We start from the raw sequence: 23143 nt of genomic DNA on the forward strand, positions 1-23143 counted from the left end.
CCGTGGACTACCAGCAAGCTGGCGTGGACTTAGTCAACGCCGAGGAGGCGGTCAAGGCGATCACAGCCCTGGTCAGGAGTACCTATAACTCGCATGTCCTCTCCGACCTCGGCGGCTTCGGCGGACTCTATCGTCTCGGCGGTGAGGGTACCCCGACGCTGGTCGCCACCACCGACGGAGTAGGCACCAAGACCGAGGTCGCTCGGGCTGGCAACCGTTGGGAGGGGATCGGCCAGGATCTCGTGGCGATGTGTCTTGACGACCTCGTCTGTACCGGAGCCCGCCCTCTCTTCTTTCTCGACTATCTCGCCGTCGGCAAGAACGAGCCAACGTTGATCGCCACCTTGGTGGCCTCGATGGCAACGGCGCTTAAGTCAGCCCAGACCGCGCTCATCGGCGGTGAGATCGCCGAACACCCCGGTTCGATGGCTCCCGACCAGGTCGACCTTGCCGGCTTCGCGGTAGGTCTCATGGACCCAGCGACAGCGATCGGTGCTGATCACGTGCGACCGGGTGACCGGATCATCGGCCTCCCCTCGCCGAATCTTCGTTCCAACGGTTTCTCATTGGTGCGTGCCATCTACGCCGATCTACTCACCCACGTCGCCGACGGGGTGGCTGCCAAAAGCGAGCTGGCGCTTTACGAGGAACTCATCGCCCCCTCGGTGCTCTATGCACCACCCATGCTCGACTTCATCAATGACTCGCTCCTCCATGCCGCCAGCCACACCACCGGCGGCGGGCTGGTGAACAACCTCGCCCGGGTGATTCCCGAGGGATTGAGTGCCACCGTTGACGCAACAGCGTGGCAATGGCCAGCTATCTTTGCCCAACTGATGCATGATGGCTCGGTTCCGCTCGCCGAGATGCGACGCACCTTCAACCTCGGCATCGGAATGGCGCTGGTCACCGCACCCGAGAAGGCAAAGGTCATTCTCGACTCCTATCCCGGCTCAGTCGAGATCGGTCGAATCGAAGAAGGGAACGAACGCGCACGATGGAGCTAACCCCCGCAGACGCTGCAGCAGCACGAGCAGAGTTGATCGCAAGCATCAAGGAGTACGCTATTACCTATGGTGACTTCACCCTAAAGTCTGGCGCCCGCTCGACCTGGTTTATCGACACCAAGCGGGCGATCTGTCGCCCTCCAACCCTCTTTCGTACCGCACAGCTCACTCTGGCTGCTCTCGCTGACGACGTGACAACCGTCGGTGGGCTGACGATGGGTGCAGACCCGATCGCCTTCGCCACTGCCGCGATCGCGCAAGCCAACGGGCGAAACCTGGGCGCCTTCTCTGTCCGCAAGGAGCCCAAGGAGTATGGACAGGGTGGTCGCATCGTCGGAAATCTCACCGAGCACGACCGGGTCTGCGTGGTGGAAGACACCCCCTCTCGTGGAACGTCGCTGAAAGCCGCGATCGAGGCGGTTGAGGCGACCGGGGCGAAAGTTGTACAGGCACTTGCGATCGTCGATCGTGGCGGGAGTGCTTCCCAGGTCGTTGCACCCATTCCTTTTGTGGCACTCATCACCGCCCCCGATCTCGGTCTGCCCTACGAGGGAGGGCTCGAGCACCCGTAGCTGGTGCGATCTCACCCACCGTATCTCCTGCAAGGTCTTCGCTGTTCACGACGACCAAAGCGCCTCCAACACTCTTCGCGCTTCACGCGGATCGGTGATTCGGAGAATGGGAAGGGCTGGGTAATCGGCAAGGGCTCGACGGATCCGTCCCGGATAGCTTGCCCGGGTGCGCCAAGCCCAGCGTATGATATGTTCTGGGTTGGTCAAGATCGTCCACAGTGGAGGCTCGACATTGCCATTCCAGAGCGGTTCGCGCCTCATATTTCGCCGGATAGTACGCCAGATCACCCTCTTCATCACCACAACGAGGGGGTAATCGAGCCAGATCAACAGTTCGGCCCGTGAGAGGAGTCGCTGGCGAACCCGATCGTACTGCCATTCGAGCACCCAACGGTCTTGAGAGATGAACTGCTCCACCTCAGCTTCGAAGGTCGTCCGCACGCTCCAGTTGGGTCCATGAAAGAGGCTGTCAAGTTCTACATAGGGAAGGGCCAGTTGGATATGGAGCTGACGACACAAGGATGACTTGCCTGAACCAGACACCCCCGCTACCAGAATCCGATTTGGTTGTGCATTCAATGCACCTACTTCGCTCACCAACGGCATACTGCGATCCACATCTTAAATCCCCCGAGCAGATTATAGTGATACGGCTCAGCAATGCACCATAAAGATTCAACTAGTGAGGTGAGGCAAACAGGTCTGCATATTCGTAACCACCTCTGTAACCTCCTCTTTGGCATCCGCCGATCGACACACCCTCATATGATTCGAGAGACGCAGCCACCTGCAACTCATCAACATCCTTGATTGTGCATCCCCTAACAGCCACACTTGATGACGAAAAGATCTCCTTCGACAGCGTGAGAGGTACCCGTAAAACCGAGACGGGCCACTACGAACCGATTCATCTCTTCGGACCGATAGCCTTCCTACGACATCCTCCAGCGTGGCCCAACGGCAAATCGCACTCAGCGCGTGCCCTCGGCATCCACCGATGACACCGTCCCTCAGGATGAACCGCCGAGGCTTCGGTTGGCTCTGGGGTATCTGAAGAATTTCGCAGACGCTGAGGAGTATCAACCGATCGACGAAGCTGCTCGAGCTCGTCATCGAGTATCTGTTCGATAAATGCCCAGGCAGTATCCCAATAGTGACGGGCAAGGACGTTGCGCAGATCAACAATATTTCGCCAAGGGATCTCTGGGCGCCGCTCCTTAAACTCGTCGCTCAGAGCATTGGCGACCTCTCCGATGACACCGAGCTCACGCATGACTGCAGAGCGAAACATGTCGTCACTCGAGTTATGTTTGGAGCGCCAACGCCCGATCTTTGCAATCGCACCGAGGATATCGTTAGCACGTTCAGCATCGCAGCGGTTGGACCGTGTCACAGTGGTCGAGCTTCAGCCAACACTCGCTCTCGGATGCTTGGCCTCAACATCTCAGGTATACCGATGTCGACCTTGATGCCAAGAATTTCGCTAATCTCGTGCCCAAGAGTGAAGAGCTCAAACAGGCGAATGCTATCCGTAGGGATCTCGACAAGTATATCGAGGTCTGAATCCGCGTTATCCTCACCTCGTGCGACCGACCCGAAGACAAGTACACGCTCAGCGCCATGCGCTCTCGCCAAACATCGCACGCGTTCCCGGTTGTTCGCCAAGAGTTCGCTCGGACGTATGTCGGCACGGCAAGCCATCAACAGGCGCTCCGCAGTCTCCTCGGAGGGAACTGTGCGACCTTTCTCATAGCGATTGACCGCTGGCTGGGACGTACCGGCCCTACGAGCAAGCTGCGCTTGTGATAAACCAGCTCCCACCCGCGCCGTCCGAATCCGTGTACCCAGATCATCCATACCTCAATAATACCTTCGTGTGTCAACTGGTGTAGTAGAAGCTGAAGGATATTATTCGAGGCCAACAGCACATCCTCGATCTGTTTGACGAGTTCGTCCGCGAAGAGGCAGGATCTCGACACGTTACCCGGCGCTTGCGCTAGGCGCACAGGCTGGTATCGATTGTGATACGCGAGCGATTATTCGGGACTGAGCAGTAAGAGACAACGTGGGTTCCACGAGATTGTTTGACCAGCCTTGTAGGAGAAGGAAGCAACGAATAGTGTAGGCATATCTGCTAGCATCGCAGGGGTGACCGACAAATGGAGCTGCTTCGCTGGGGATTTGCTCAAGCACTCAAGGGCACAAGCAGGCCTGTCTCAGCGCCAACTCGCTGCGCTCGCCGGGGTTAGCAATGTGGAAGTAGCCCGCATTGAATCCCATCGTGTCCAGCCCAGTATTCCCACACTTGGCAGACTTTTGGACGTGTGTGGTTCGGGCGTGGAGCTCTCCGGGCGATACGTCGACAACAGGGTGGATACGATTACGGCATCGCGAGCGATTCGAGAGTGCCTGACACAATCTGATGAAGACGGCGTGTATCGCAATTGGCTTGTGCTTCTCGATGACTTAGAGGCGGTTAGCGTAGTTCGGCTCACTGAACTCGTCCATAGTCCTGCGGTTCCTACTGGAGACTCTCGCTACGACGCCTTGATCGCCGCGCTAGTCGAATACGTCTGTGGACTTAAGGCTGTGGAGCCACCCAGTTGGGTAACTGATCCATGGAGGATGACAACTGATTGGTACGTCTCTGGGATCGCAGCCCTTCGTGAACTGGAGCGCGATGAAAGCCCAGCCTCGTTCTCCAATCGGGGTATCTACATATGTCAGGCCGACTTGACTCATGTCTGATATACGCTTGACACACGCTCAGTTGACAGAGGCCCTGGCTAACTTCGCGCGGATGCTAGCCGCAGAAGGCACCCAAGCCCAGCTATATATCGTTGGTGGCGCTAACCCTGCAATACCAATTCAGGGATGCCACTCGGGATATCGACGCTCAGTATTATCCTCAGGATGCAGCTCATAACGCAGCGCTTCAAGTGGCCAAACAACATGGCTTGCCTGATGATTGGCTCAATGACAGAGCAGCCATGTTCATCTCACCGGTCGTCGATGACGAGCACGCGACAGTGTTCCTAACCGTTGGAACGGTCACGGTTTGGATCGATCGCCTCCCCCGAGGTCCTTCTAGCCATGAAGATGAGAGCCAGCAGGCCGAGCAGGGACGCTTCCGATATCGAGTTCCTCAGCAGAAAACTGCACGTGTCATCAGTTGGGCAAGCCATCGACATCTTCAAGGCTTACTATCCAGAGGATCCCTTGCCCGCTCGAGCAAGGCCATTGCTCGAAAGCATTTTTGCACAACTCCAAGATCCGACAAAGTCTGCCAAGCCCAAGCTCTGAGGCATTCCTAGAATGCCAACCTCCAAAGAGGTGTCTGGAATAGAGGCAAGCGTTCAGCGGGGTGTACCGGATCCATCAGCGACTTGACGTTTGAACGCCACCCACAAATCCTGCCACGTGACGCCTGGCTGATATTCACTCAGTTGGTTTCGACAATGAATACCTGTCAGGAAAGTACATCGACTTTGGTATATGGCTCCACGAGCCCAAGGTAGATGACGCAACCACCTTGTTATCGGCAATAGACCAATCCGGTCAAGTATCTTCAGATTCCCGTCACCACTGGAGACAAGTGCTACAGACGAATACACGAATCCCCGACAAAGCACCTGGTAGGAGGCACTACCAATCGGTAGTTACGACGCGAAACCCAGGTTCATGCAAGATAGGGCCTTGCGGCCAACCCAAGTACAGGGTTTCGACGCTGCCTGCGACTAGGCAAGCAACCCACGCAGTACCACTGCGATCGGCCCTGGCCCAGGCCGAGCTGATCGCAACAGTACCGGTGCACTCAGTTGCGCAAAGAAATACTCCTGCATATAGGTCACCAGCTGGTAACCCACGTCAGGGGTCACATCGTAGAGAATGCAGACCCTCCGTGCCCGCATGGCCCGCGCGATGAGCTTCTCATCAACGAGTCCCGGCTGGTGTAGTTCGAGCACACCCACATCGCGAGCAGCATCGCCAAGAAAGACACAGGCCTCAAGGGCCACTTGGACACCCCTGCCCCACGTGATCACCACAAGGTCACTTGGCGGACGCAACCAGCGCCCCGTCGGCTCCTCGAGGCGCCCAAAGCCATCTCTCTCGAACCGGTCGGTGACGACAAGGTAGTCGTTGGTCGTTGGCGCCTCCTCCCCCAACAATCGATTGACGAAGTAGAGGAACTCCTCCTGGCTCTCGACAAGAACGCCAGGACTGCCAGGACGAAGATCTCGATCCGTTGTTAAGATGAGGGTACCAGGGGCCGCACTTCGGGTTGGTGTCATGGGACCAATAACGACGGGAAATCCTCCCCAGCGCACCAGCGCCTCGGCCAAGAACGTCGGATCACTGAGCCGGATACAACTGTCGATCCGCTCTCCGTCAAGACGCCCAACGGACTCCTTCGATAGCACCAGGGAGCCAGCACCGAGTCGTGTCGCAAGTTGGGTTGCCAAAACCGCAAGCGTCTCCGGTTGTGACTCGGTCATCGCCGTAGCCAATCTCCGCTTAGCCGCACTGCGTGCCAACTGGGGACGTGGATCAGCAGACAATCGACTCGCCGCCTCGATCGCCTCGCGTTCAAAACGGTCGAGTGTCTGGGGTGCGATGTAGCCGAGTTCTCCGATCTCGAAGGTGTCAGCATATCCATCGACAACAACGACCACCGGGATACTGACATCTTGAAAGCCGTGCCATAGAGCGCGGCCAAGACTCCAGCCCTCGAGCAGATCACCACCGTTGAGGTGTTCGATGCGCCACCCAAGTGAACTCGCTGCATCGATCGCTCGGTCCTCACCCTCTTCTGCGATCAGCACCAAACGCAGACCGAGCCGTACCGCCTCCCCGAGCAGCTCTACTTGGGCCATGGGGGATCCGTTGCTTCGAAGCTCCCCGAGTATCGCATCTGCATGGCCATTGGCAAGCAGACCCATCGCGACAGCATCGACCAGCGACGCAGATTGCGGATGGTAGAGATGTTCGAGCGGCGATGTTCCACCCACGATGAGTGCATCGAGATCTGAGGCAACACCAAGACCCAAAGGTCCTCGCAAACCCTGGGCGAGGCCAAGCAGTGCAAGCGGAGATCGTCGGTAGACCCCAAGGGTCTGGAGATATCTGAGCCAGCAGTATCGCCTAGCAAGCTCCTCAAGCTCTGGAGCGGCAAGCTCAACCTGGAAACGTGTCTGTGGACGAGATCGAAAGGCCATGGACAGTCACCCTAGAGCACGTTCTCATGTAACGACTCTCGCCACGGTGAATCTCCGCGGAGATTCACCCGAATTTGTCCTCCCGGCTCGTGTCGATCCCCGTTCAGGAAAAAAAGATCGCGGCGAGTTCACGATGAACTCGCCGCGAATCCGCTTGATCAGCCGAGAAGTCTGGCTATGAAGAGAGACTTCCAAGGGCCGTGATGAGACCATACACGTTCGGAGTTCCGAGCCCAGCCGCAGGGCTCCATCCTGTCGTGGCGGAGTATCCAGTAATTCCACCGAAGGAGTTATTCCCAGAGGTAACGTTGTAGAACGCCTCAGCATAGAGCGACGGCGACCGATAGATCTGATAGAGCTTCGGTGCTATGAATCCCTGACTTCCAAGCGCACTCTGGACATCAGCATCAACCGCAGCCCACTGTGGAGTCGCCGCGCTGGTGCCACCAATCGGCACCCAACCCGCACCATTGATAGGATCAAAGCTCTCATAGATCAACACTGACGAGATCACCGCGGCGTTGTAGGAGACATCTGGCACGCCTCGCATCCCCGTGGGGTCCGGAATATTGGCAGCCACCTGATCGCTTGGCTCAGGGAAGATGGACGAGTAGCCACCCCCACCAGCTCCATAACCATCGTTCCAGACCTGTTCCGTGACATGCGAAGTGATAGAGGTCGGCTCAGAACCGATCTGAGTTCCTCCTACTGCTATTACATTAGGACTCGACGTTGGGAAATTGACGGTCGGGTAAGGGTAGGTCGCTCCTTGCTTGTTGGTATTGGCAACGCCACTATCACCCGCAGCGAAGAATACCGACACCCCCTTGGCCGAAGCCTCCGCGTAGAGTTGATTCAATCGCTCAATAACCGCTGAGTTATGGAATGACTGTTCCGTGGTCGACCAGCTATTCGACCAAATATTGGCGTGCAGATTGGCCAACGCCCATGCTTGGGCCTTCTCGAGGTTCTCGAGACCCTGCACCCCTTCGGTCTCGTTGACTGGAACGGTTACCAGGTCAATAGTGGCTCCTGGGGCCATCGCATGCGAATACTCCACATCCAAGGTGGTCTCGTAGGCCCAGCTCACCTCGGTTTGAAGTTGCTTCGAATGGTAGTTAGCAGGTGATGGCAAGTTATCGTAGTTGAGCACGACATTACCTTCAGGGTGATAGATATTGAAGGCCGCAGGGGCAGGGAGGCCATAGACCTTATCGAAGTGCGCAAGATCTGCTCGGATCGTCGGACTCCCATAGGAGTCGAAGATCACAATCGTCTGACCCTTACCGTTATCCCCATTCTTAAAGGCTGGACCATAGTCGTATTCGGCCGCCATCTGGGCTGGACCATAGCAGGCGATCTGATAATTGGTCTCGCAAAACGCCGCCGTTGGCGGTGATGCGGAGACTGACTTGATGACCGGCCCCACCTCGATCATGGGCACCACCGAAGGAGCCGACGATGCGACCGCCGTTGCACCTGGCACAGCTAATGCAGCCAAAGAGGCAAGAGCGACCGACGATGACACGAGTCCAAGCTTACGCAGCATAGACCCCCCTTTTTCTCAATCATGAAGATGATAGCACAGGGGGTAGGAGCGTGCGGAGAAAACAAAACTTTTCTTTCGGAATACATCTCGGGATATCCAATCGTCCTCCTGAAGAAGGATAACGGGTATTACACGATCCACTTCCCCAAGACGCATGAAGCATTACAGCCCGCAAAATTGAGGTCGGAGTGAGAATCACCGTCAGCACGCCAGTGCGACGACAATAACCAGCGAGGTCCATAGGCGCGGTACCTATGGCTTTGCCTCTTTTCTGCATCAGCGAAAACGAAGCAAGGATCCTCGTTCCTGCGGAGCGCTCGCTTGTTCGCGCCGAAGCATCATCGACCGAAACGGCTGCGACGTGACGAATCTTGGTATCTTCTTACCCTTAAAGCTCTGATTCACAAGCTCGCAACTGGGCACTTTCTCCATTTCGCGGACGCCTGTCGTAATCTATAAGGATCTTCGATGGCGTAGATGCTGACTCTGTATTTTGACACTACTACCCGATAGCCAACAAAGGGAGGCTGCCGTCTCGTCCAGACGACCGGAAACGATTCTCCAGGTGGGATGACGATGCGGCGAATTGCCACTCCAGGTAGGGAGTCATCCGCCCGACGGAACTCCCAGATGGTCCCTACATTTGGTCAGCAGTCCCGTTAACTCCGAGCATGGGTAGCATCGGCAGATCTCGTCGTCCATACCGGAGGGTTCGTCGAACGGCCGAAATCGTCGACTACGACAGATGAGCCCCCCACGCCTTATTGAAGACCCAACAGCCACAAGACCCGATATGAGACTGCCAGAGCTTCGGTCTTCTGTGGACCCATTACCACAACAAGGTGTCTCATCAGACGCACGGCACCAATCGGCGACATCTGAGGCGACGCTCTTAGGGGCGATAGACTCCCAACATGCCTCTCATCTCCGAACTACTGCTCATCGATGCCTTCGCAACTCGGCCATTTACTGGCAACCCGGCCGCCGTCGCCATCTGTGACCATTTCCCTGAGGACTCCTATCTACAAGCGATCGCCGCCGAGATGAACTTGTCCGAGACCGCCTTCGTCGTCCCTCGCTCGGATGGCAGTTACGACCTTCGGTGGTTTACTCCAACGACCGAGGTTGCACTCTGTGGGCACGCCACCCTGGCCTCAGCTCACGCACTCGGTGGCGAGGCAGTCTTTCACACCGCAAGTGGGACACTCGCCTGTTCTCGAGCGAATAACGGCGAGATCACTATGGATTTTCCACTCGATCCGCCAACGGCGATTGAGCTGCCCCATGAGTACGCGCATCTTTCCCCTGTCTGGAGCGGCATAGGTGTCTCTGATCTCCTGATCGTCCTCGATGACCCCGAAAGCGTCAGATCGTACACTCCAGATCCCGCCATCCTCGGTCGTGCTGGTACCCGCTGTGTCATCATTACTGCTCCCTCTGACCGACCGGCAACCGACTGCGTCAGCCGAGTCTTCGCGCCTAACGTCGGAGTGCTCGAAGATTCGGTGACTGGATCCGCACACTGTACGTTGGCTGCCTATTGGGGTCAACGACTTGGCAAGGATCAACTCTACGGTGAACAGGCATCCCCGCGCGGGGGTTTTGTATCGATGAGTGTCAAGGATGATCGTGTAGCGTTAGGGGGCCACTGCGTAACGGTTGGACGTCTTGAGCTGATGATTGAGTGAGATGAGCGGTCGGCTGGCCACCCCTCTCGCCCCCCATCCAGAACCCCACACGGTGCATTCATTGCTAGACAGCACCAGAGGGTCCTCACGACTAAAGGTTACAGAGACTGCTTAGTAAGCCCACAAAATACCAGCTAGAATACCATGTATGGCGGTCATCAACTCGACTAGCGACTTATTGAAAGCTCTCAGGGAGAATCCTGAGTGGAAGGAAGCTGTCCGAGCGGAACTCCTGGGAGATCGTCTCCAGACCTTACCGGAGCTAGTCAGCGAGAACTCCCGTCAAATTGCCACCATCGGCGAAAAGACTGAAAGAGTATTTGAACTGCTCGCAGCACGCGAGGAGCGGATGTCCAGTTCACAGCCCTCACTGATCCAATGGATCGGATAGAGAACAGTCTCGACCGAATCGAGAACAGTCTTGATCAAATCGAGAACTATCTCGATCACATGGAGGACCGAGATCTCGAAAGAGAGATCATGGCACAGCCCCGGGCCTTCGTCCGCCGCAAGGACATGATTGGCGTTCGTGCCGTCTCCAGCGATGAACGCTACGAACTCTCGGCACGTCTTGTAGAAGCCGAGGAGAGCGAACTCAATCTCCTCGATGTGATCCTGGAGGGTACTACGCACGAAGGGGAGCATGTCTATGTCGCCGTCGAGGCCTCCGTTACTGGCGACGACCACGACATCCAGAGAGCGCATACACGTGCCCTCCTTCTCGCTAAAGCGACCAATTCACGCGTACTGCCTCTCGTTGTCTGCGTTGAGGAGCCCAAACAGCAGTTGATCGAGTTGGCCCAACAACACCAAGTCGCCTTGGCGCGAAAGCAACGTGGTGTATTCCTCCAAGCTCCATTGACAAGTTTCAATCCAACGTAGCGCCATCGTTGCACCCAAACTTGGATGCGGATTCCGTGCATCTACCACCGAAGGAGACGCTACCGGCTATGCGATAGGGAGATCCCCTTCAAGACTGCTCACAGGGGACTCTAGGAGCCTGCGCTCATCTTGGCATGTTTGCTCATGTGTCATTCATGGAACCAACGAATCGGCGTGGCTCCCAAAGCGGTCACGGCCCGAGACGAACAGCACTCCCAACCACCCAAGCGCTAGCACCATGATTCCGATCACCCCGATCACGAACTCGACCCTCACGCCAAGGCCAACGTAGCCGAGTGTCGTCACGGAGGTTCCTGCGGGAATGTGAACGGCGGTCCATAGTCCACCGTCGACGGGATAGCATCGCTCGGACCTCCCGTTGACGCGACAGTGCATACCGGCTAGATAGGTGTCGCGCATGACGACCAAACCACCCGTACGTGCCCGAGCCCGCACCGTGACCGACTCCGTGGTCGCCTCCCTACTCACACCGACGACACCACGAGCGAGCCGAGGCACTCCGTGCGTACCCGTGAGATAGACCATGCTTGGGAGCACTCCACCGTCATTGTGAATCCCCTGAAGAACACGATCAAGACCGACCGTATTATTTGGCACACTCCCACCATGTGCCTCAGGGTCAAGGATTGGGTCCACGCCTACGAGTTTGTAGAGAAAATTCGAATCAGATCGACTACCACCAACAAAACTGCCACGACCCATGAAACACAAGCCGTCATCACCGACCCCGGCCGGTGATTCGGTGGAACACCTCGGTATCGGCCCCAAACCAGCAGGAGCAAATGCCTGGGTGCTTGCGATCTCGTTCACACCAAGGGTTCCGAGGATCGTCACCAGGTGTGCAGTGACCGTGGCTCCAAAGAGCGTTGGCTGCCCGACGTTCACCCCGTTCAAGCCCGTGGTCGTGAGGCTCGCTGGAATGAGAGCCGCCACAATTTTGCTATAGGGCCTAGGGAGGATCGGGCCAAACACCTGGACGGAGTTCACATCGGTTGGCAACTGCCACTCTCCAGGGTCAAAAGTGAGAGTATCAGACTGTGGGATTGCACTCCCCTGGAGACGATTCAACGAGATGCCTGCCTGTGATGGAAAAAAGTTCGTCGGCAACAACAGGACAGTGACCACCACAAAGACCAGTGCCGCCAACGCACCACTACCGATGGCTTTGGCACTCCAAATCCCGAGCGCGAACACCACGAGTGCCGCGCTCGCCAAGTAGAGGGCGTGGCGTGCGATCCCCAAACCATCGGCCTGATGGGCGTTACGCAGGGCGGCCTCGAAATGAGCATACAAAGCCAGGTCAAAGGCGGTAGCCACCAACAAAGACACGATAATCTCGTACAGCTTGAAGGACTTTGCGACCGAGATGACAAATCCCAACAACAGACACCACGGCAGCCACCAGACAAATCCCAAGACGCGCAACATGTTGATCGAATCAAAGGGAAAGAACCCGAACACATCGAGCACGCCAAGAAGGTTTGCATAACCAAGGATGCCAAACGCCACGAGGAACAGGCTTGGTCCGACGTACCACAGTGACGCGCTGCGATGACGTAGAACCCCAAACACTGCCAGGACGATGACCAGCCCAAGTACTGGAGTACCAAGCACCCACACCGCTTGGCCCAAATCCGTTGGCTGTGCGACCAGACCTGGTCCTGAGATATGAGGCAAGCTCAGAGTGGCTAACCAGAAGGGAGGGACTGACCCAAGATACTTGAGCGGCCCATTCTCCCCCATCCCAGCACTCACCGCGCTCAGAGTAGGGAGAAGGCCGATACTTCCGATGAGCACCCCGAAGACCCCTGCTCCAAGGGTTAGCCAAACTCTCAGCCTGTCGGTGAGCGTCCCAAAATGGATGATCATGGCTATACCGAAGATGAGGATCACGACTGCTAGCAGCGGCAGGGCCTCCTGAAAACCGGAGGTGGCGAGGAAGAAGACGCCCGTCGCGAAACCAAGGGCGTACACATACTTACGCGGCTTCGCTGGATCCAGGAGGTAACGAAGGCTCAAAAGTACCCATGGCAGCACCATCAAGGGATTGAGCATCTCCAAGTTGATATTGGGAGGCACGACTCCAGCAAGACTGACCCCCACACCGGCCCCAATCCCCGCGATCAGCGACTGACCAAAAGAGGTGGCGAGAAGATAGGTGCCAAAGCCCAGCACCAGCAGTCGAAGAATATTCCAGATGGAGTAGTTCGAGGACAACAAGAGATGCACGATGAGTTCGGGCAAGAAGACAGGCACACCCTGGGACGCAAGCAGTGGAATGCCAAAGGCCTGATAGGGGTCGATGAACGGCAGTTGTAGATGGAGCCATGCCTGGATTCCCAGTCGCTCTAGGGGAAGGCTGATGTAGCCACCGGCACTTGGGTCAATCACAAACAACGGTCCAGTCGGCCAATCGGTGTCCGTTTTTAGCGATGCATGACCGAACACGACCGGCCCATAGATCACACCGAGAAGCACCACAAAGAACGCCAGCGCGATGAGGTGGCGAGACCACGCACTCCGGCGAGTCGATCTCTCCTGCGTATGAGCCACAACCACCTAACTAACATCAGCCGAGAACGAGTGGTTCTCCAGCTACAGGCACAACTTCCGGTACAATCCTATCTGTCAAGCCGCCTGGAGACGTTTGCCACGGTTGTGCGCCGCAGATAACCTCGAGGAGGGGGCAACCACCTCCTTTACGCTGGCGAAGGCGTCGCCAGCCAATGATCCATGGGATCTCTCGTTGGCGAACGCAGTGCTAGGAGTAAGCGCTTCATCCCCAACGAGAACGGCATACTCGCAGGCAATCCACGGATGAACCGCAGGCTCGCTACGGAAGGAGGGATCTGGCCTTGGGCAGTAATACTCCACCTGCACCCTAGCCTGTGATCATGCTCGCGAGATCACAGGGCGACTCGGAGGACCCCGGGCTAGACGGATCTGGGTTTCGAACCGACGAGTGTTGCGTCGTCCTCTCTCCGTGCGATGTAGTGATTAATGACATTTTGCAGATGGTCACCCATACGACTCCAAGCAGAGTCATGAGCTGGCATTGACAGCGATCCCGATCTCGGATCTGCCGCGCATGCGGATACGACTTCGAACGCTGTGGAGTCTCTACGCCGGTGATCTGGCGGGCGTTGTCTTCCTTGTGGTAGTGATCTGTCTCTACCTCTCCCCAGCCATCAAGGATGGGGTGGGTTTTGGTCCAGCGGATCTCGGTCGACACATCTCTCTCCTGACTCGGCTCGCCCACGCCACCAGAGCGCCACGTGGTATCATCAACGGCGACATCGTCACCCAGGGCGCCGCCTGGAATACGTTAGATTGGGAACTCGTCCATCACGGGCAGTTTCCGCTCTGGAACGACCTGTCAGGTACCGGGCTCCCGCAATTCTTGAATTTCGAATCAGCTCCGCTCGCCCTACCGACACTGATCGGTTATCTGGTACCACTGCGATTCGCCTATCTGGCTACGGTTGCCATGAAGCTCCTGATCGCGGGCACTGGCACCTACCTAGCCTCACGGTTGTTAGGCCTTGGGCCACTGTCGGCGACCTTCGCTGGCACCACCGCGATGCTATCAGGTGCCTTTGCTGGCTGGCTCGGTTGGGCCATCAGTGGTCCACTCGCTTGGGCGGGGTGGCTTCTCGCTGCTGGGATTCTCCTCTATCGGGCAGAGCCCGGTGATCGAGCAAAATGGTATGCGCTCCTTGCGCTCTCCGTCGCCTTTTCTATCTACGGCGGCTTCCCTGAGGTTTACGTACTCATGGCAGGGGCCTTCGGGCTGCTCTTTGGCTTGGCTGGCATTGCACGACGACTGAGTGGCAACCGAATCGATTGGGCAGGGGTTCGGCGGCTCGGGATTGGCTTAGGCATCGGACTCGCACTCGCCATGCCCCTCTGGCTACCTGGTATCCAGACGTTACGGGGCTCGGTGCGCAACAGCGAAGGGGCAAGTGTCGGGCTATCGTTCCATGCACTCACGCTGCTCGTCGCACAGGGCTACGACGGCTTGCCATTCGCCACCAAAGCGTTCCCCAATGGCACCTTCTTTGGATCGTCGAACTACTACGAAACGGCTGCCTACGTCGGAGTCATCGCTCTCGTCTTGGCCAGCACGGCCATCATTGTCTGGTGGCGCCGTCCCATCGTCGTCGGGCTCACCGCCTCGGCAGTCGGAGCGTTGCTTGTCACCTATCAGATCGGCTCGGGCGCGCCTATCCAGCACCTCATCACCGACCTCGGGCTTGGAAGCATTGCGCCTCAGCGCATCCTCTCCATGGTCGGGTTCGCGATCGCTCTACTCGCTGGCCTTGGACTCGAAGTGCTCCTTCGGCACTGGTGTGAACCGAGAACAAAGATCGCCTTTGCCGTCTCAGTCGGGATCATGGTCGTCGTCCTGGCCGTGCTATGGGACAGGTCATCGATCGGTGCCGTCGCCCTCCCTGGGGGCCATCTGACCGCTTCCCAGGCGACCGCAGTACGACAGCGCTCCCTCTACTGGCCGACTGCAGAGGTATTGGGGCTCCTCGTGATGGCGTTGCTACTGCAACTCCATCAACACACCCATCAACGCCCTGGAACACGGAACTCCCGTAGAGTGCGTTCGGCGATGGGCGCATTGGTCGCGGTGCAGGCTGGCTTTCTGGTAGTAGCTGGGGTGGGAATCAACTCCTATGAACCATCGACCTATCCGGTTACGCCAGCGGTCAAGGCACTCAAGCGCATCGTCGGCACCTCACTCGTGGGTCTCGACAGCGTCAGACAACCCTGCGCCCCTGGTGAAACGGCGACGTCATGCACCCTCTTCCAATGGGACGGTATCGGACTGTACCCGGAGATGAACCTTGCCTACGGCATCGCTGAGTTCGCCATGTATGATCCCGTGATACCCCATGCTTTCTTGAATGCCTACCCGGCACCCCACGTCGACAGTTACCAGACAGGAGCTAACCTGTTCAGCCCTATCGTCAACTCGGCGAGCCTGGCTCGCGCCTATGGGATAGGTTATCTCATCGTCCAATCTCCACTTCCGATTCCGAAGGGCACTCGGCTGGTCGGGACGTTTACGGCGAGTGGCTTGGCACTCAACGTCGTTCGAGTTCTCGGCTCACAACGGTTTAGCTTCGCCAAACCAACGGCTACCACCAAAGGTCAAGCAGTAACGACCCAATCACGAGCCCACCAACGGAGCGACATCGTGAACACAACGAGTCATCCGAACGATGCACGATACGTCGTCGATGTCCGGGCACCCCGTAGGCAAAAACTCATGATTCGGATCACCGATGTACCAGGTTGGCACGCGACGGCAAATGGTCACCCAATCACCATCCACCGCGCGACGGGTGATCTCATGTCTGCCACTGTTCCCGCCGGCACGCGCGTCATCGAGATCACCTATGGCCCAGCGTTGCTGGGAGTCGGGGAGCTGTTCGCATTCGCTGGCCTTCTTGGTCTTGCGTTGTACGGGCTCCTTGAGGCACTACGGCGTCGATCACCAGTAAAGCAGGGACGCTGAACAGTGACCGCAGTAGGTCCAGTCACCTGTCGAATCTCCTTGCCACGTAGGTTGCCGTGCACGGCGTCTGGGAAATCAGGCAAACTGCGGCTGTAGTACCGAGGCCAACATCTTTCTTGCGGGAGCGGTCAAACCGAATCCCAGGCCAGCACGCTCGGGGTGCGGCATGAGGCCAACCACATTGCCTTCCGGGTTCGCAACACCGGCAATATCGTTGGCCGACCCATTCGGATTCTGAAGGTATCTCAGCACAACCTGGTCGCCTGCTTCAAGACGCTCAAGCGTCGCCGCATCGGCGGTATAGTTGCCCTCAAAGTGGTTGATCGGCAGGGAGAACTCCTCACCACGGACCATACCCGATGTCAGCACAGAGGTGGTCTGTTCTACCCTGACGAGGACCTCACCGCAGACGAATTGCAGCCCAGCGTTGCGCTGCAGCGCCCCTGGCAGCAGCCCTGCCTCGGTAAGCACCTGGAAACCGTTACAGATGCCCAAGACTCGGCCACCATCGTTCGCAAAACGCGTCACCGCCTCCATGATCGGGGAGAAACGTGCGATCGCGCCGGTGCGTAAATAATCCCCATAGGAGAAACCCCCGGGGATGATCACCGCCTCGTAATCATCGAGGCTGTGTTCACGATGACTCACCAACTGGCTCTCACATCCAAGTTCAGCGTAGGCACTCATGACATCGAACTCACAGTTGGAGCCAGGGAAGACGACGATCCCAATCATCCCAGCTCCTCCACGCTCTCGACCTCATAGCTCTGAATCACCGGGTTCGCAAGCAGCCGCTCAGCTAGCTCCTCAGCACTTTTGCGAGCCTCATCGAGTGAGGCGTACTCACCCTCTACTGCGAAGGATCTCCCCGCGTGAACGCTACTGACCTCGCCGTAGCCGAGTTGAAGGGCAGCATCGTAGATCGCCTTGCCCTCGGGGTCGCTGATCCCACTCTTGGGCATCACCCGCACGTTGATGCGATATCTCATGATCTCTCCCTCTCTCTCGACACACGCGCTCTCTGCACCATGGATCAACGCTCCACTCCACGATAGGCACGACTCTGGCCTGGCCACGCATCGAAGGAGCTGCCAGCGAGGGTCTCAAAGACCTCCCGATAGGCGCCACGCACCCTCTCGATCAGCTCCTCATCGAGCTTTGGGGCCAGACCGTCACCCCGAAAACCCTGTTTCGTGAGCCAATCACGCAGCAGCTGCTTGTCGAGCCACTCCGGGTTCGCGCCCGGTTCGCCTCTGACGATCCGCGAAGAGTCGGGGGTGGCGATCTCATCAGCGAGGACGAGCTCTCCATCGATGTAACCAAACTCAAACTTGGAGTCGATCAGGGTCAATCCATGCTCGCCGAACCACGAGGCCAACGCCGAATAGATGCTCGTTGTCAGTTCCTCGAGTTCACTGGCCAACGCCGCTCCATGGAGATTGCGCAACTCCTCAGGCGTGAGTGGTCGATCATGCCCAGTCTCCTCCTTCGTCGTCGGCGTGAAGATCGGCTGTGAGAGCGGGTCACCAAACGAGAGACCCTTTGGCAAGGACACCCCTTGAACCGCTCCCGTCGACCGGTAAGCCTCCCAGGCGCTGCCGACAAGATAGCCCCGTGCCACGCACTCGACGGGGAGCATCTCGGCCCGCCGAACGAGGGTCGCTCGACCTAAAAACTCAGCCGGGACCTCTGTTGGGACACGCACAAAGTGGGTCACAAAGCGGTCCCCAATTGCACCAAAAGCGGTGGCGCTGATCGCACTCAAGAGACGCCCCTTATCGAGAATGGGTTCAGCGAAGACCCGATCGTAGGCGCTGATACGGTCCGTCGCCACCATCAACAGCTTCGTCGGATCATCGCGGATGGAGTAGACCTCGCGAACTTTGCCCGAGGCGATCAGATCGAGGTCCATGTGCTCCCCTTGAGGGCTTCGAGACGACCAAAGAGTGAATCGAGGTTGACCAACAGGCGATCCAGTGAGGTCAGCTCCTCGATCTTGGCCGCGGGCAGCGGGCATCGTGCGTCCTTGGCAAGAATAGCACCGAGCTCACCATCACCGGCAAGTACCCGGGTGGTGGCCTCTTGCACGATCCGGTACGCCGCATCCCGATCAAGACCAGTGCGCACCATCGCGAGCAGCAGGCTCTGGGAGTAGATCAGGCCATGGGTGTTGGCCAAATTGCGCTCCATCGAATCCTCGTGCACAACTAGATCGGTGATCAGCCGATCAAAGCGGGTGACCATGTAGTAGACGAGCTGGAAGGCGTCGGGGAACATCATCCGCTCAACCGAGGAGTGCGAGATGTCGCGCTCGTGCCAGAGGGCGACATCTTCCAATGCGGGAATCACGAAACTCCTCGCGAGCCGCGCCATGCCACAGAGGCGTTCAGAGAGAATCGGGTTGCGCTTGTGCGGCATCGCCGATGAGCCCTTCTGGCCAGGCGCGAATGGTTCCTGGACCTCCATCACCTCGCTGCGTGCGAGATGGCGGATCTCCAGTGCTCCCCCTTCGATCATCGCCGCGGTCGAGGCCAGGGCGGTGATCACCTCCGCATGTCGGTCCCGCCCGATCACCTGGGTAGCGGGTGCCGGGTCAAGTCCAAGGGAAGACAGGGCACTCGCCTCGAGGGCAGGTGAGATGTTTGAGTAGGTCCCGACCGCTCCTGAGAGCTTGCCCACTGCCATCTGGGCTCTCGCCCGAACGAGTCGGGTCCGCTCTCGATCGAGTGCCAACGCCCAGAGCGCGAGCTTGGCTCCAAAGGTGGTCGGCTCGGCCGCCATGCCGTGGGTTCGCCCCAACATCGGTGTCGCGCGGTAGGCCAACGCTTGGGCGCGTAACGTAGCGAGCAGGTGATCAACGGCATCGAGCAGCAACTCCATAGCGCCGACGATCTGCAGCGAGAGAGCGGTGTCGACGATATCGGAGGAGGTAAGACCAAAATGGAGGAAACGGGCAGCAGGGGTATCGTAGGTCTCCTGCAAGACATCGACAAACGCGGCGAGGTCATGGTTGGTCACCGCCTCCCGAGCGAGCACCAGCTCGACGAACTCATCGTCGATTATCACCTCTCGGGTGAAGAGAGGAGCGACATGACTGGGCTCTAGTTCACCGGTGTCGGCCATCGCTCGTACCACTGCGAGCTCGACATCACGCCAAAGCTCCATACGATTTCGATCGGAGAAGATGGCGGTCAACTCCGCTGATTCATACCGAGGAATCACGACATTCTCCTTCGTTGTGAGCGAGCCACCGAATCGTGCCGGACTCTGTGATGACACTCTCTTGTGGCACTCTCCTATAACACCTTATGACCCTATATCCCGACGGTACTGGAGACCATCAAAGTCGATCAGTTCCACGCCCCGATAGGCCCGACTCCGCGCTTGGGCAAGGGTGTCACCCAATCCGGTGACCGCGAGTACACGTCCACCCGCGGTGACGAGTTCCCCGTCACGAACGGAACCCTGTCGGTTGGAAGTCTGTCCGTCGGGAGCCTCGCCGTCTTGACTCTGACCGCCTCGACCCGCCACACCAGCCCCAAAGACCAAGACCCCCTCAAGGGATCGAGCTGCCTCAATGCCAGAGATGGGCGCACCCCGTTTGGGATCCTCCGGGTAACCAGCGGCAGCCAAGACCACGGTGATCGCACTCTGATCCGACACACGCAGGCTCGGGATGTGCTCCCCGCGTGCCGCGGCCAACAACGCCTCGGCGAGACCGCCGGTGATACGAGGAAGAACGACCTCTGCTTCGGGGTCGCCAAAACGCACGTTGTATTCGACGAGTTTGGGGCCAGAGGCGGTCAGCATGACGCCGGCGTAGAGAATGCCACGGTACTCGATACCGAGTGCGGTTAAGCGATCGAGTGTCGGTCCGATCATCGAGGAGCCAACCTCCTCGAGTACGGTGGCGTTCACATCCCCCACGGGGGAGATCGAGCCCATGCCGCCGGTGTTGGGTCCCTGGTCACCGTCGCCCAGCCGCTTGTAGTCACGGGCGGCGGGCAACAGCACAAAATCACGCCCATTGCAGAGGGCAAAGACCGAGAGCTCTCGCCCCTGCATCCCCTCCTCGATCACGACCCTGGTGCCTGCAGCACCAAAGGAGATCCCGGCCAGTTTGGCGGCCAGATCCTCCTCTGCCTCGGCGCGGTCGCTTGTGACCAAGACACCCTTGCCAGCGGCGAGCCCATCGGTTTTGATCACGTAGGGCGGCCCGAACCGATCGAAGAGTTCGAGACCCTCCTGTAACGATGTCGCGACACCAAAAGCGGCGGTTGGCACCTTGGCCTCGGCACAGAGTTGTTTCAAGAAGGCCTTTGACCCCTCAAGCTGTGCCCCTGCGGCACTGGGACCAAGGACGTTGATACCGCTCGCCGCTAGGCGATCAGCGAGGCCATCCACCAGCGGAGCCTCCGGCCCGATCACCACGAGATCTGGATCGAGTCTCCCAGCCTCGAGGCTGCTGACCTCGACGTCTGCTCTCATCCCAGCATTACCCGGGGTCACGATGACCTCGTGGCGTTCAGAGAGGTTTCGGGCAAAGGCGTGCTCTCGCGCACCCTGCCCAACGACGACGATCCTCATTTTCGCAGGTCCACCACCTGGTCGCGCCCGGGGCCAACCCCCAGCCATGAGATCGGCACTCCGCCACGCTCCTCCAGGAAACTCAAGTAGCTCATGAGTTCCTTGGGTACGTCACCTCGCACGCGACAGGCTCCGATATCACGCCGCCAACCCGGAAACTCCTGATAGACCGCCTGTGCCTTGTGAAGGTCCGACTGATGGTACGGCCAATCCTCGGTGAAGTCGCCGCCAACCGTGTAGCCGACACAGACCTTCACCGTCTCGAGGGTATCGAGTACGTCGGCCTTGGTGATCGCAAGGTCGGAAAGCGAATTAAGAGCTGAGGCATGGCGCAGCATCGGTAGGTCGAACCAACCCACGCGACGACGTCGCTTGGTGTTAGTACCATACTCGTGACCACGATCGACTAACAGATCGCCGATCTCATCGGTGAGCTCCGAGGGGAAAGGACCGGCTCCAACTCGGGTGATATAGGCCTTCGCTACGCCCATGACTCGGTCAATCTGGCGGGGTCCAAGTCCGGTTCCCGTGCAGGCTCCGCCGGCCGTCGGATTCGATGAGGTCACATAGGGATAGGTGCCGTGATCGAGATCGAGGAAGGTCGCCTGTGCCCCTTCGAGCAAAATCCCCTGTCCCTGGTCGTAAAGATCGTGAAGTAACTTGACGGTATCGGCGATACGTGGCGCCATGCGAGGGGCATACTCCCCGAGATAGTCAGCCAGAATTTGGTCAGCATCTACCGGTAGACGATTATAGATCTTTGCGAGGATCTGGTTCTTCTCTTTGAGGACAACGTCTAGCTTCTCCGCAAAGATCTTCTCATCGAGGAGGTCCTGGACCCTCAGACCGATACGGGTTGATTTATCTGCATAGGCTGGGCCGATTCCGCGGCGTGTAGTGCCTAATTGATTCTTGCCGAGGAAGCGCTCGGTGAGTCGATCGATCTCATGGTGATAGGGCATGACGAGATGCGCACTACCAGAGACGACAAGCCTTGAGGTGTCAATCCCTCGGCTCTCGAGGAGATCGAGCTCCTCGAAGAGGACCTTTGGATCGACTACTAAACCATTTCCAATCACCGCCATCACATGAGGATAGAGAATGCCGCTTGGCACAAGCTGGAGCGCGAAGGTCTCATCCCCAACCACGATGGTGTGACCGGCATTGTGTCCACCCTGATAACGAACAACTGCCGCCATCTCGGCGGCAAAGAGATCGGTAAATTTACCTTTACCCTCGTCGCCCCATTGGGTTCCTAAAACAACGGTGGTACTCATCGATACGTGCTCCCTTGTGTGATCGTCGCTGGTGTCATCCCCACGACGACGGCCATGGCCGCCCAACAGCTTACTCGCCAATTCCAGGACTGCCTGGCCGTTGCCTGATTCCCCAATCATCTCCTGCTGTGGCGATCGACCAGAGGGGAGCTACCGACGTAAAGAATCTCGGCTCACCGGCCAACGACACCTATCCTTGATGAGGAGCCAAAGCCCACTCCTTCGATTCGACCCCCCTGGTGCCCCGCCCCGATGGGAGGAAACCATGTCCGATTCTTTAGTGCCGAAGGTTCAATGTCTCATAGTGCAAAATCGGCTGTTGTAATGTCTGTTGACGCAATGTCTGTTGACGCAAGGCATTCGGGCGATACCAATCCATCGGCGATAGACAGCTCGAGGGTTACATAGATCTAATCCAACCCGAGACCAGTTGGCTAGCCTATGCTCACTGTCCAAGTCTCCGTGATTCTCCCTGACAAGCAACTCATCGTGCTCGCTGCGTCTCGGCTTGCAGTGCTTTATCTACCGCCGTGCGCTTTCCTGGAGATCGCTAGCTGAAGCTACTGGGACCCTTGCTGTACTATAGAGTGGCCATCATCGTATTGACCATCTTGACCCTATTCATTCGCTCAGCACTGCACTGGCCTTACGAACAGAGGGAGCCGATGCCGTCCATGAAAGTGAATCAGCCTCCTAAACCCCAGCCGGGGCCGGCTTCGACTTCGTTATTGCATGAGGGTATCGTCCGGGTCGTGCGTCCGCAATCAACAGCACCGTAACGTCAATGCGTGCACAGCCCCAGCGGTTGCCATTCAAC

The 23143-nt window shown here is 58.0% G+C and carries 20 protein-coding genes; 7 read left to right on the top strand and 13 right to left on the bottom strand.

The window, feature by feature from the left end:
• Nucleotides 1-2 precede the first annotated feature (2 nt).
• Complete coding sequence (gene purM, locus M7Q83_RS04725) at nt 3-1007, top strand: phosphoribosylformylglycinamidine cyclo-ligase (RefSeq protein WP_298335895.1); 1005 nt, start codon at nt 3-5, stop codon at nt 1005-1007.
• On the top strand, nt 998-1579 hold the full coding sequence (pyrE, locus tag M7Q83_RS04730; RefSeq protein WP_298335897.1) for an orotate phosphoribosyltransferase: 582 nt from the start codon (nt 998-1000) through the stop codon (nt 1577-1579). Before purM ends, pyrE begins: the two co-directional genes overlap by 10 nt.
• A 45-nt stretch (nt 1580-1624) precedes the next feature.
• On the opposite strand, the gene M7Q83_RS04735 is transcribed toward pyrE, so the two are convergent.
• The 3 genes from M7Q83_RS04735 to M7Q83_RS04745 all read right to left on the bottom strand — a co-directional run bounded on the left by M7Q83_RS04735 (nt 1625) and on the right by M7Q83_RS04745 (nt 3436).
• Entirely contained in the window at nt 1625-2197 is a 573-nt protein-coding gene (locus tag M7Q83_RS04735; protein ID WP_298335899.1) for a hypothetical protein, read from the bottom strand.
• A gap of 289 nt (nt 2198-2486) precedes the next feature.
• Nucleotides 2487-2972 carry a HepT-like ribonuclease domain-containing protein gene (locus tag M7Q83_RS04740; RefSeq protein WP_298335902.1) on the bottom strand — a complete coding sequence of 162 codons (486 nt, stop codon included), beginning with the start codon at nt 2970-2972 and terminating at the stop codon, nt 2487-2489.
• Nucleotides 2969-3436 (bottom strand): helix-turn-helix domain-containing protein, encoded by a 468-nt coding sequence (locus M7Q83_RS04745; RefSeq protein ID WP_298335903.1) that lies wholly within the window; start codon nt 3434-3436, stop codon nt 2969-2971. Before M7Q83_RS04745 ends, M7Q83_RS04740 begins: the two co-directional genes overlap by 4 nt.
• A gap of 291 nt (nt 3437-3727) precedes the next feature.
• Here M7Q83_RS04745 and M7Q83_RS04750 point away from each other — a divergent pair, with 291 nt between their 5' ends.
• Complete coding sequence (locus M7Q83_RS04750) at nt 3728-4327, top strand: helix-turn-helix transcriptional regulator (protein ID WP_298335905.1); 600 nt, start codon at nt 3728-3730, stop codon at nt 4325-4327.
• Nucleotides 4328-5316: 989 nt separating this feature from the next.
• Here M7Q83_RS04750 and M7Q83_RS04755 read toward each other — a convergent pair.
• Both M7Q83_RS04755 and M7Q83_RS04760 read right to left on the bottom strand, forming a co-directional pair.
• On the bottom strand, nt 5317-6795 hold the full coding sequence (locus tag M7Q83_RS04755) for a transketolase C-terminal domain-containing protein (RefSeq protein ID WP_298335907.1): 1479 nt from the start codon (nt 6793-6795) through the stop codon (nt 5317-5319).
• A gap of 175 nt (nt 6796-6970) precedes the next feature.
• Nucleotides 6971-8344: a S53 family peptidase gene (locus M7Q83_RS04760; protein WP_298335909.1), complete on the bottom strand. Its 1374-nt coding sequence runs from the start codon at nt 8342-8344 to the stop codon at nt 6971-6973.
• Nucleotides 8345-9258: 914 nt separating this feature from the next.
• Here M7Q83_RS04760 and M7Q83_RS04765 point away from each other — a divergent pair.
• From M7Q83_RS04765 to M7Q83_RS04775, 3 genes are all read left to right on the top strand, one after another.
• Nucleotides 9259-10032, top strand: coding sequence for a PhzF family phenazine biosynthesis protein (locus M7Q83_RS04765; protein ID WP_298335912.1), 774 nt, complete (start codon nt 9259-9261; stop codon nt 10030-10032).
• A 148-nt stretch (nt 10033-10180) separates the two neighbouring features.
• The gene (locus M7Q83_RS04770; protein ID WP_298335914.1) at nt 10181-10423 is read left to right on the top strand and encodes a hypothetical protein; all 243 of its coding nucleotides are present in this window, start codon (nt 10181-10183) and stop codon (nt 10421-10423) included.
• Nucleotides 10424-10512: 89 nt separating this feature from the next.
• Entirely contained in the window at nt 10513-10914 is a 402-nt protein-coding gene (locus M7Q83_RS04775; protein WP_298335916.1) for a hypothetical protein, read from the top strand.
• 153 nt (nt 10915-11067) lie between these two features.
• On the opposite strand, the gene M7Q83_RS04780 is transcribed toward M7Q83_RS04775, so the two are convergent.
• The gene (locus tag M7Q83_RS04780; protein WP_298335917.1) at nt 11068-13488 is read right to left on the bottom strand and encodes a hypothetical protein; all 2421 of its coding nucleotides are present in this window, start codon (nt 13486-13488) and stop codon (nt 11068-11070) included.
• Between the two features lie 75 nt (nt 13489-13563).
• Nucleotides 13564-13809, bottom strand: coding sequence for a hypothetical protein (locus M7Q83_RS04785; protein WP_298335919.1), 246 nt, complete (start codon nt 13807-13809; stop codon nt 13564-13566).
• A gap of 214 nt (nt 13810-14023) precedes the next feature.
• Between M7Q83_RS04785 and M7Q83_RS04790 the strand changes: the two genes are divergently transcribed.
• A complete protein-coding gene (locus M7Q83_RS04790) occupies nt 14024-16462 on the top strand; it encodes a YfhO family protein (RefSeq protein WP_298335921.1) in 2439 nt (812 codons plus the stop codon).
• Nucleotides 16463-16537: 75 nt separating this feature from the next.
• Here the strand turns inward: M7Q83_RS04790 and purQ are convergent, their stop codons facing one another.
• Genes purQ through M7Q83_RS04820 form a run of 6 tightly spaced genes read right to left on the bottom strand, consistent with a single transcriptional unit; the run spans nt 16538 to nt 22326 of the window.
• Nucleotides 16538-17197, bottom strand: coding sequence for a phosphoribosylformylglycinamidine synthase subunit PurQ (purQ, locus tag M7Q83_RS04795; protein WP_298335923.1), 660 nt, complete (start codon nt 17195-17197; stop codon nt 16538-16540).
• Nucleotides 17194-17451 carry a phosphoribosylformylglycinamidine synthase subunit PurS gene (purS, locus tag M7Q83_RS04800; RefSeq protein ID WP_298335925.1) on the bottom strand — a complete coding sequence of 86 codons (258 nt, stop codon included), beginning with the start codon at nt 17449-17451 and terminating at the stop codon, nt 17194-17196. The genes purQ and purS overlap by 4 nt, the downstream gene beginning before the upstream one ends.
• Before the next feature lie 44 nt (nt 17452-17495).
• Nucleotides 17496-18374, bottom strand: a complete 879-nt coding sequence (locus tag M7Q83_RS04805) for a phosphoribosylaminoimidazolesuccinocarboxamide synthase (RefSeq protein WP_298335927.1) — start codon at nt 18372-18374, stop codon at nt 17496-17498.
• A complete protein-coding gene (gene purB / locus M7Q83_RS04810; RefSeq protein ID WP_298335929.1) occupies nt 18359-19741 on the bottom strand; it encodes an adenylosuccinate lyase in 1383 nt (460 codons plus the stop codon). The genes M7Q83_RS04805 and purB overlap by 16 nt, the downstream gene beginning before the upstream one ends.
• Nucleotides 19742-19768: 27 nt before the next feature.
• Nucleotides 19769-21049 carry a phosphoribosylamine--glycine ligase gene (purD, locus tag M7Q83_RS04815; RefSeq protein WP_298335931.1) on the bottom strand — a complete coding sequence of 427 codons (1281 nt, stop codon included), beginning with the start codon at nt 21047-21049 and terminating at the stop codon, nt 19769-19771.
• Entirely contained in the window at nt 21046-22326 is a 1281-nt protein-coding gene (locus M7Q83_RS04820; RefSeq protein ID WP_298335933.1) for an adenylosuccinate synthase, read from the bottom strand. Before M7Q83_RS04820 ends, purD begins: the two co-directional genes overlap by 4 nt.
• Nucleotides 22327-23143: the final 817 nt, after the last annotated feature.

The sequence above is a fragment of the Ferrimicrobium sp. genome (assembly GCF_027364955.1).
In the GTDB taxonomy this organism is placed as follows: domain Bacteria; phylum Actinomycetota; class Acidimicrobiia; order Acidimicrobiales; family Acidimicrobiaceae; genus Ferrimicrobium.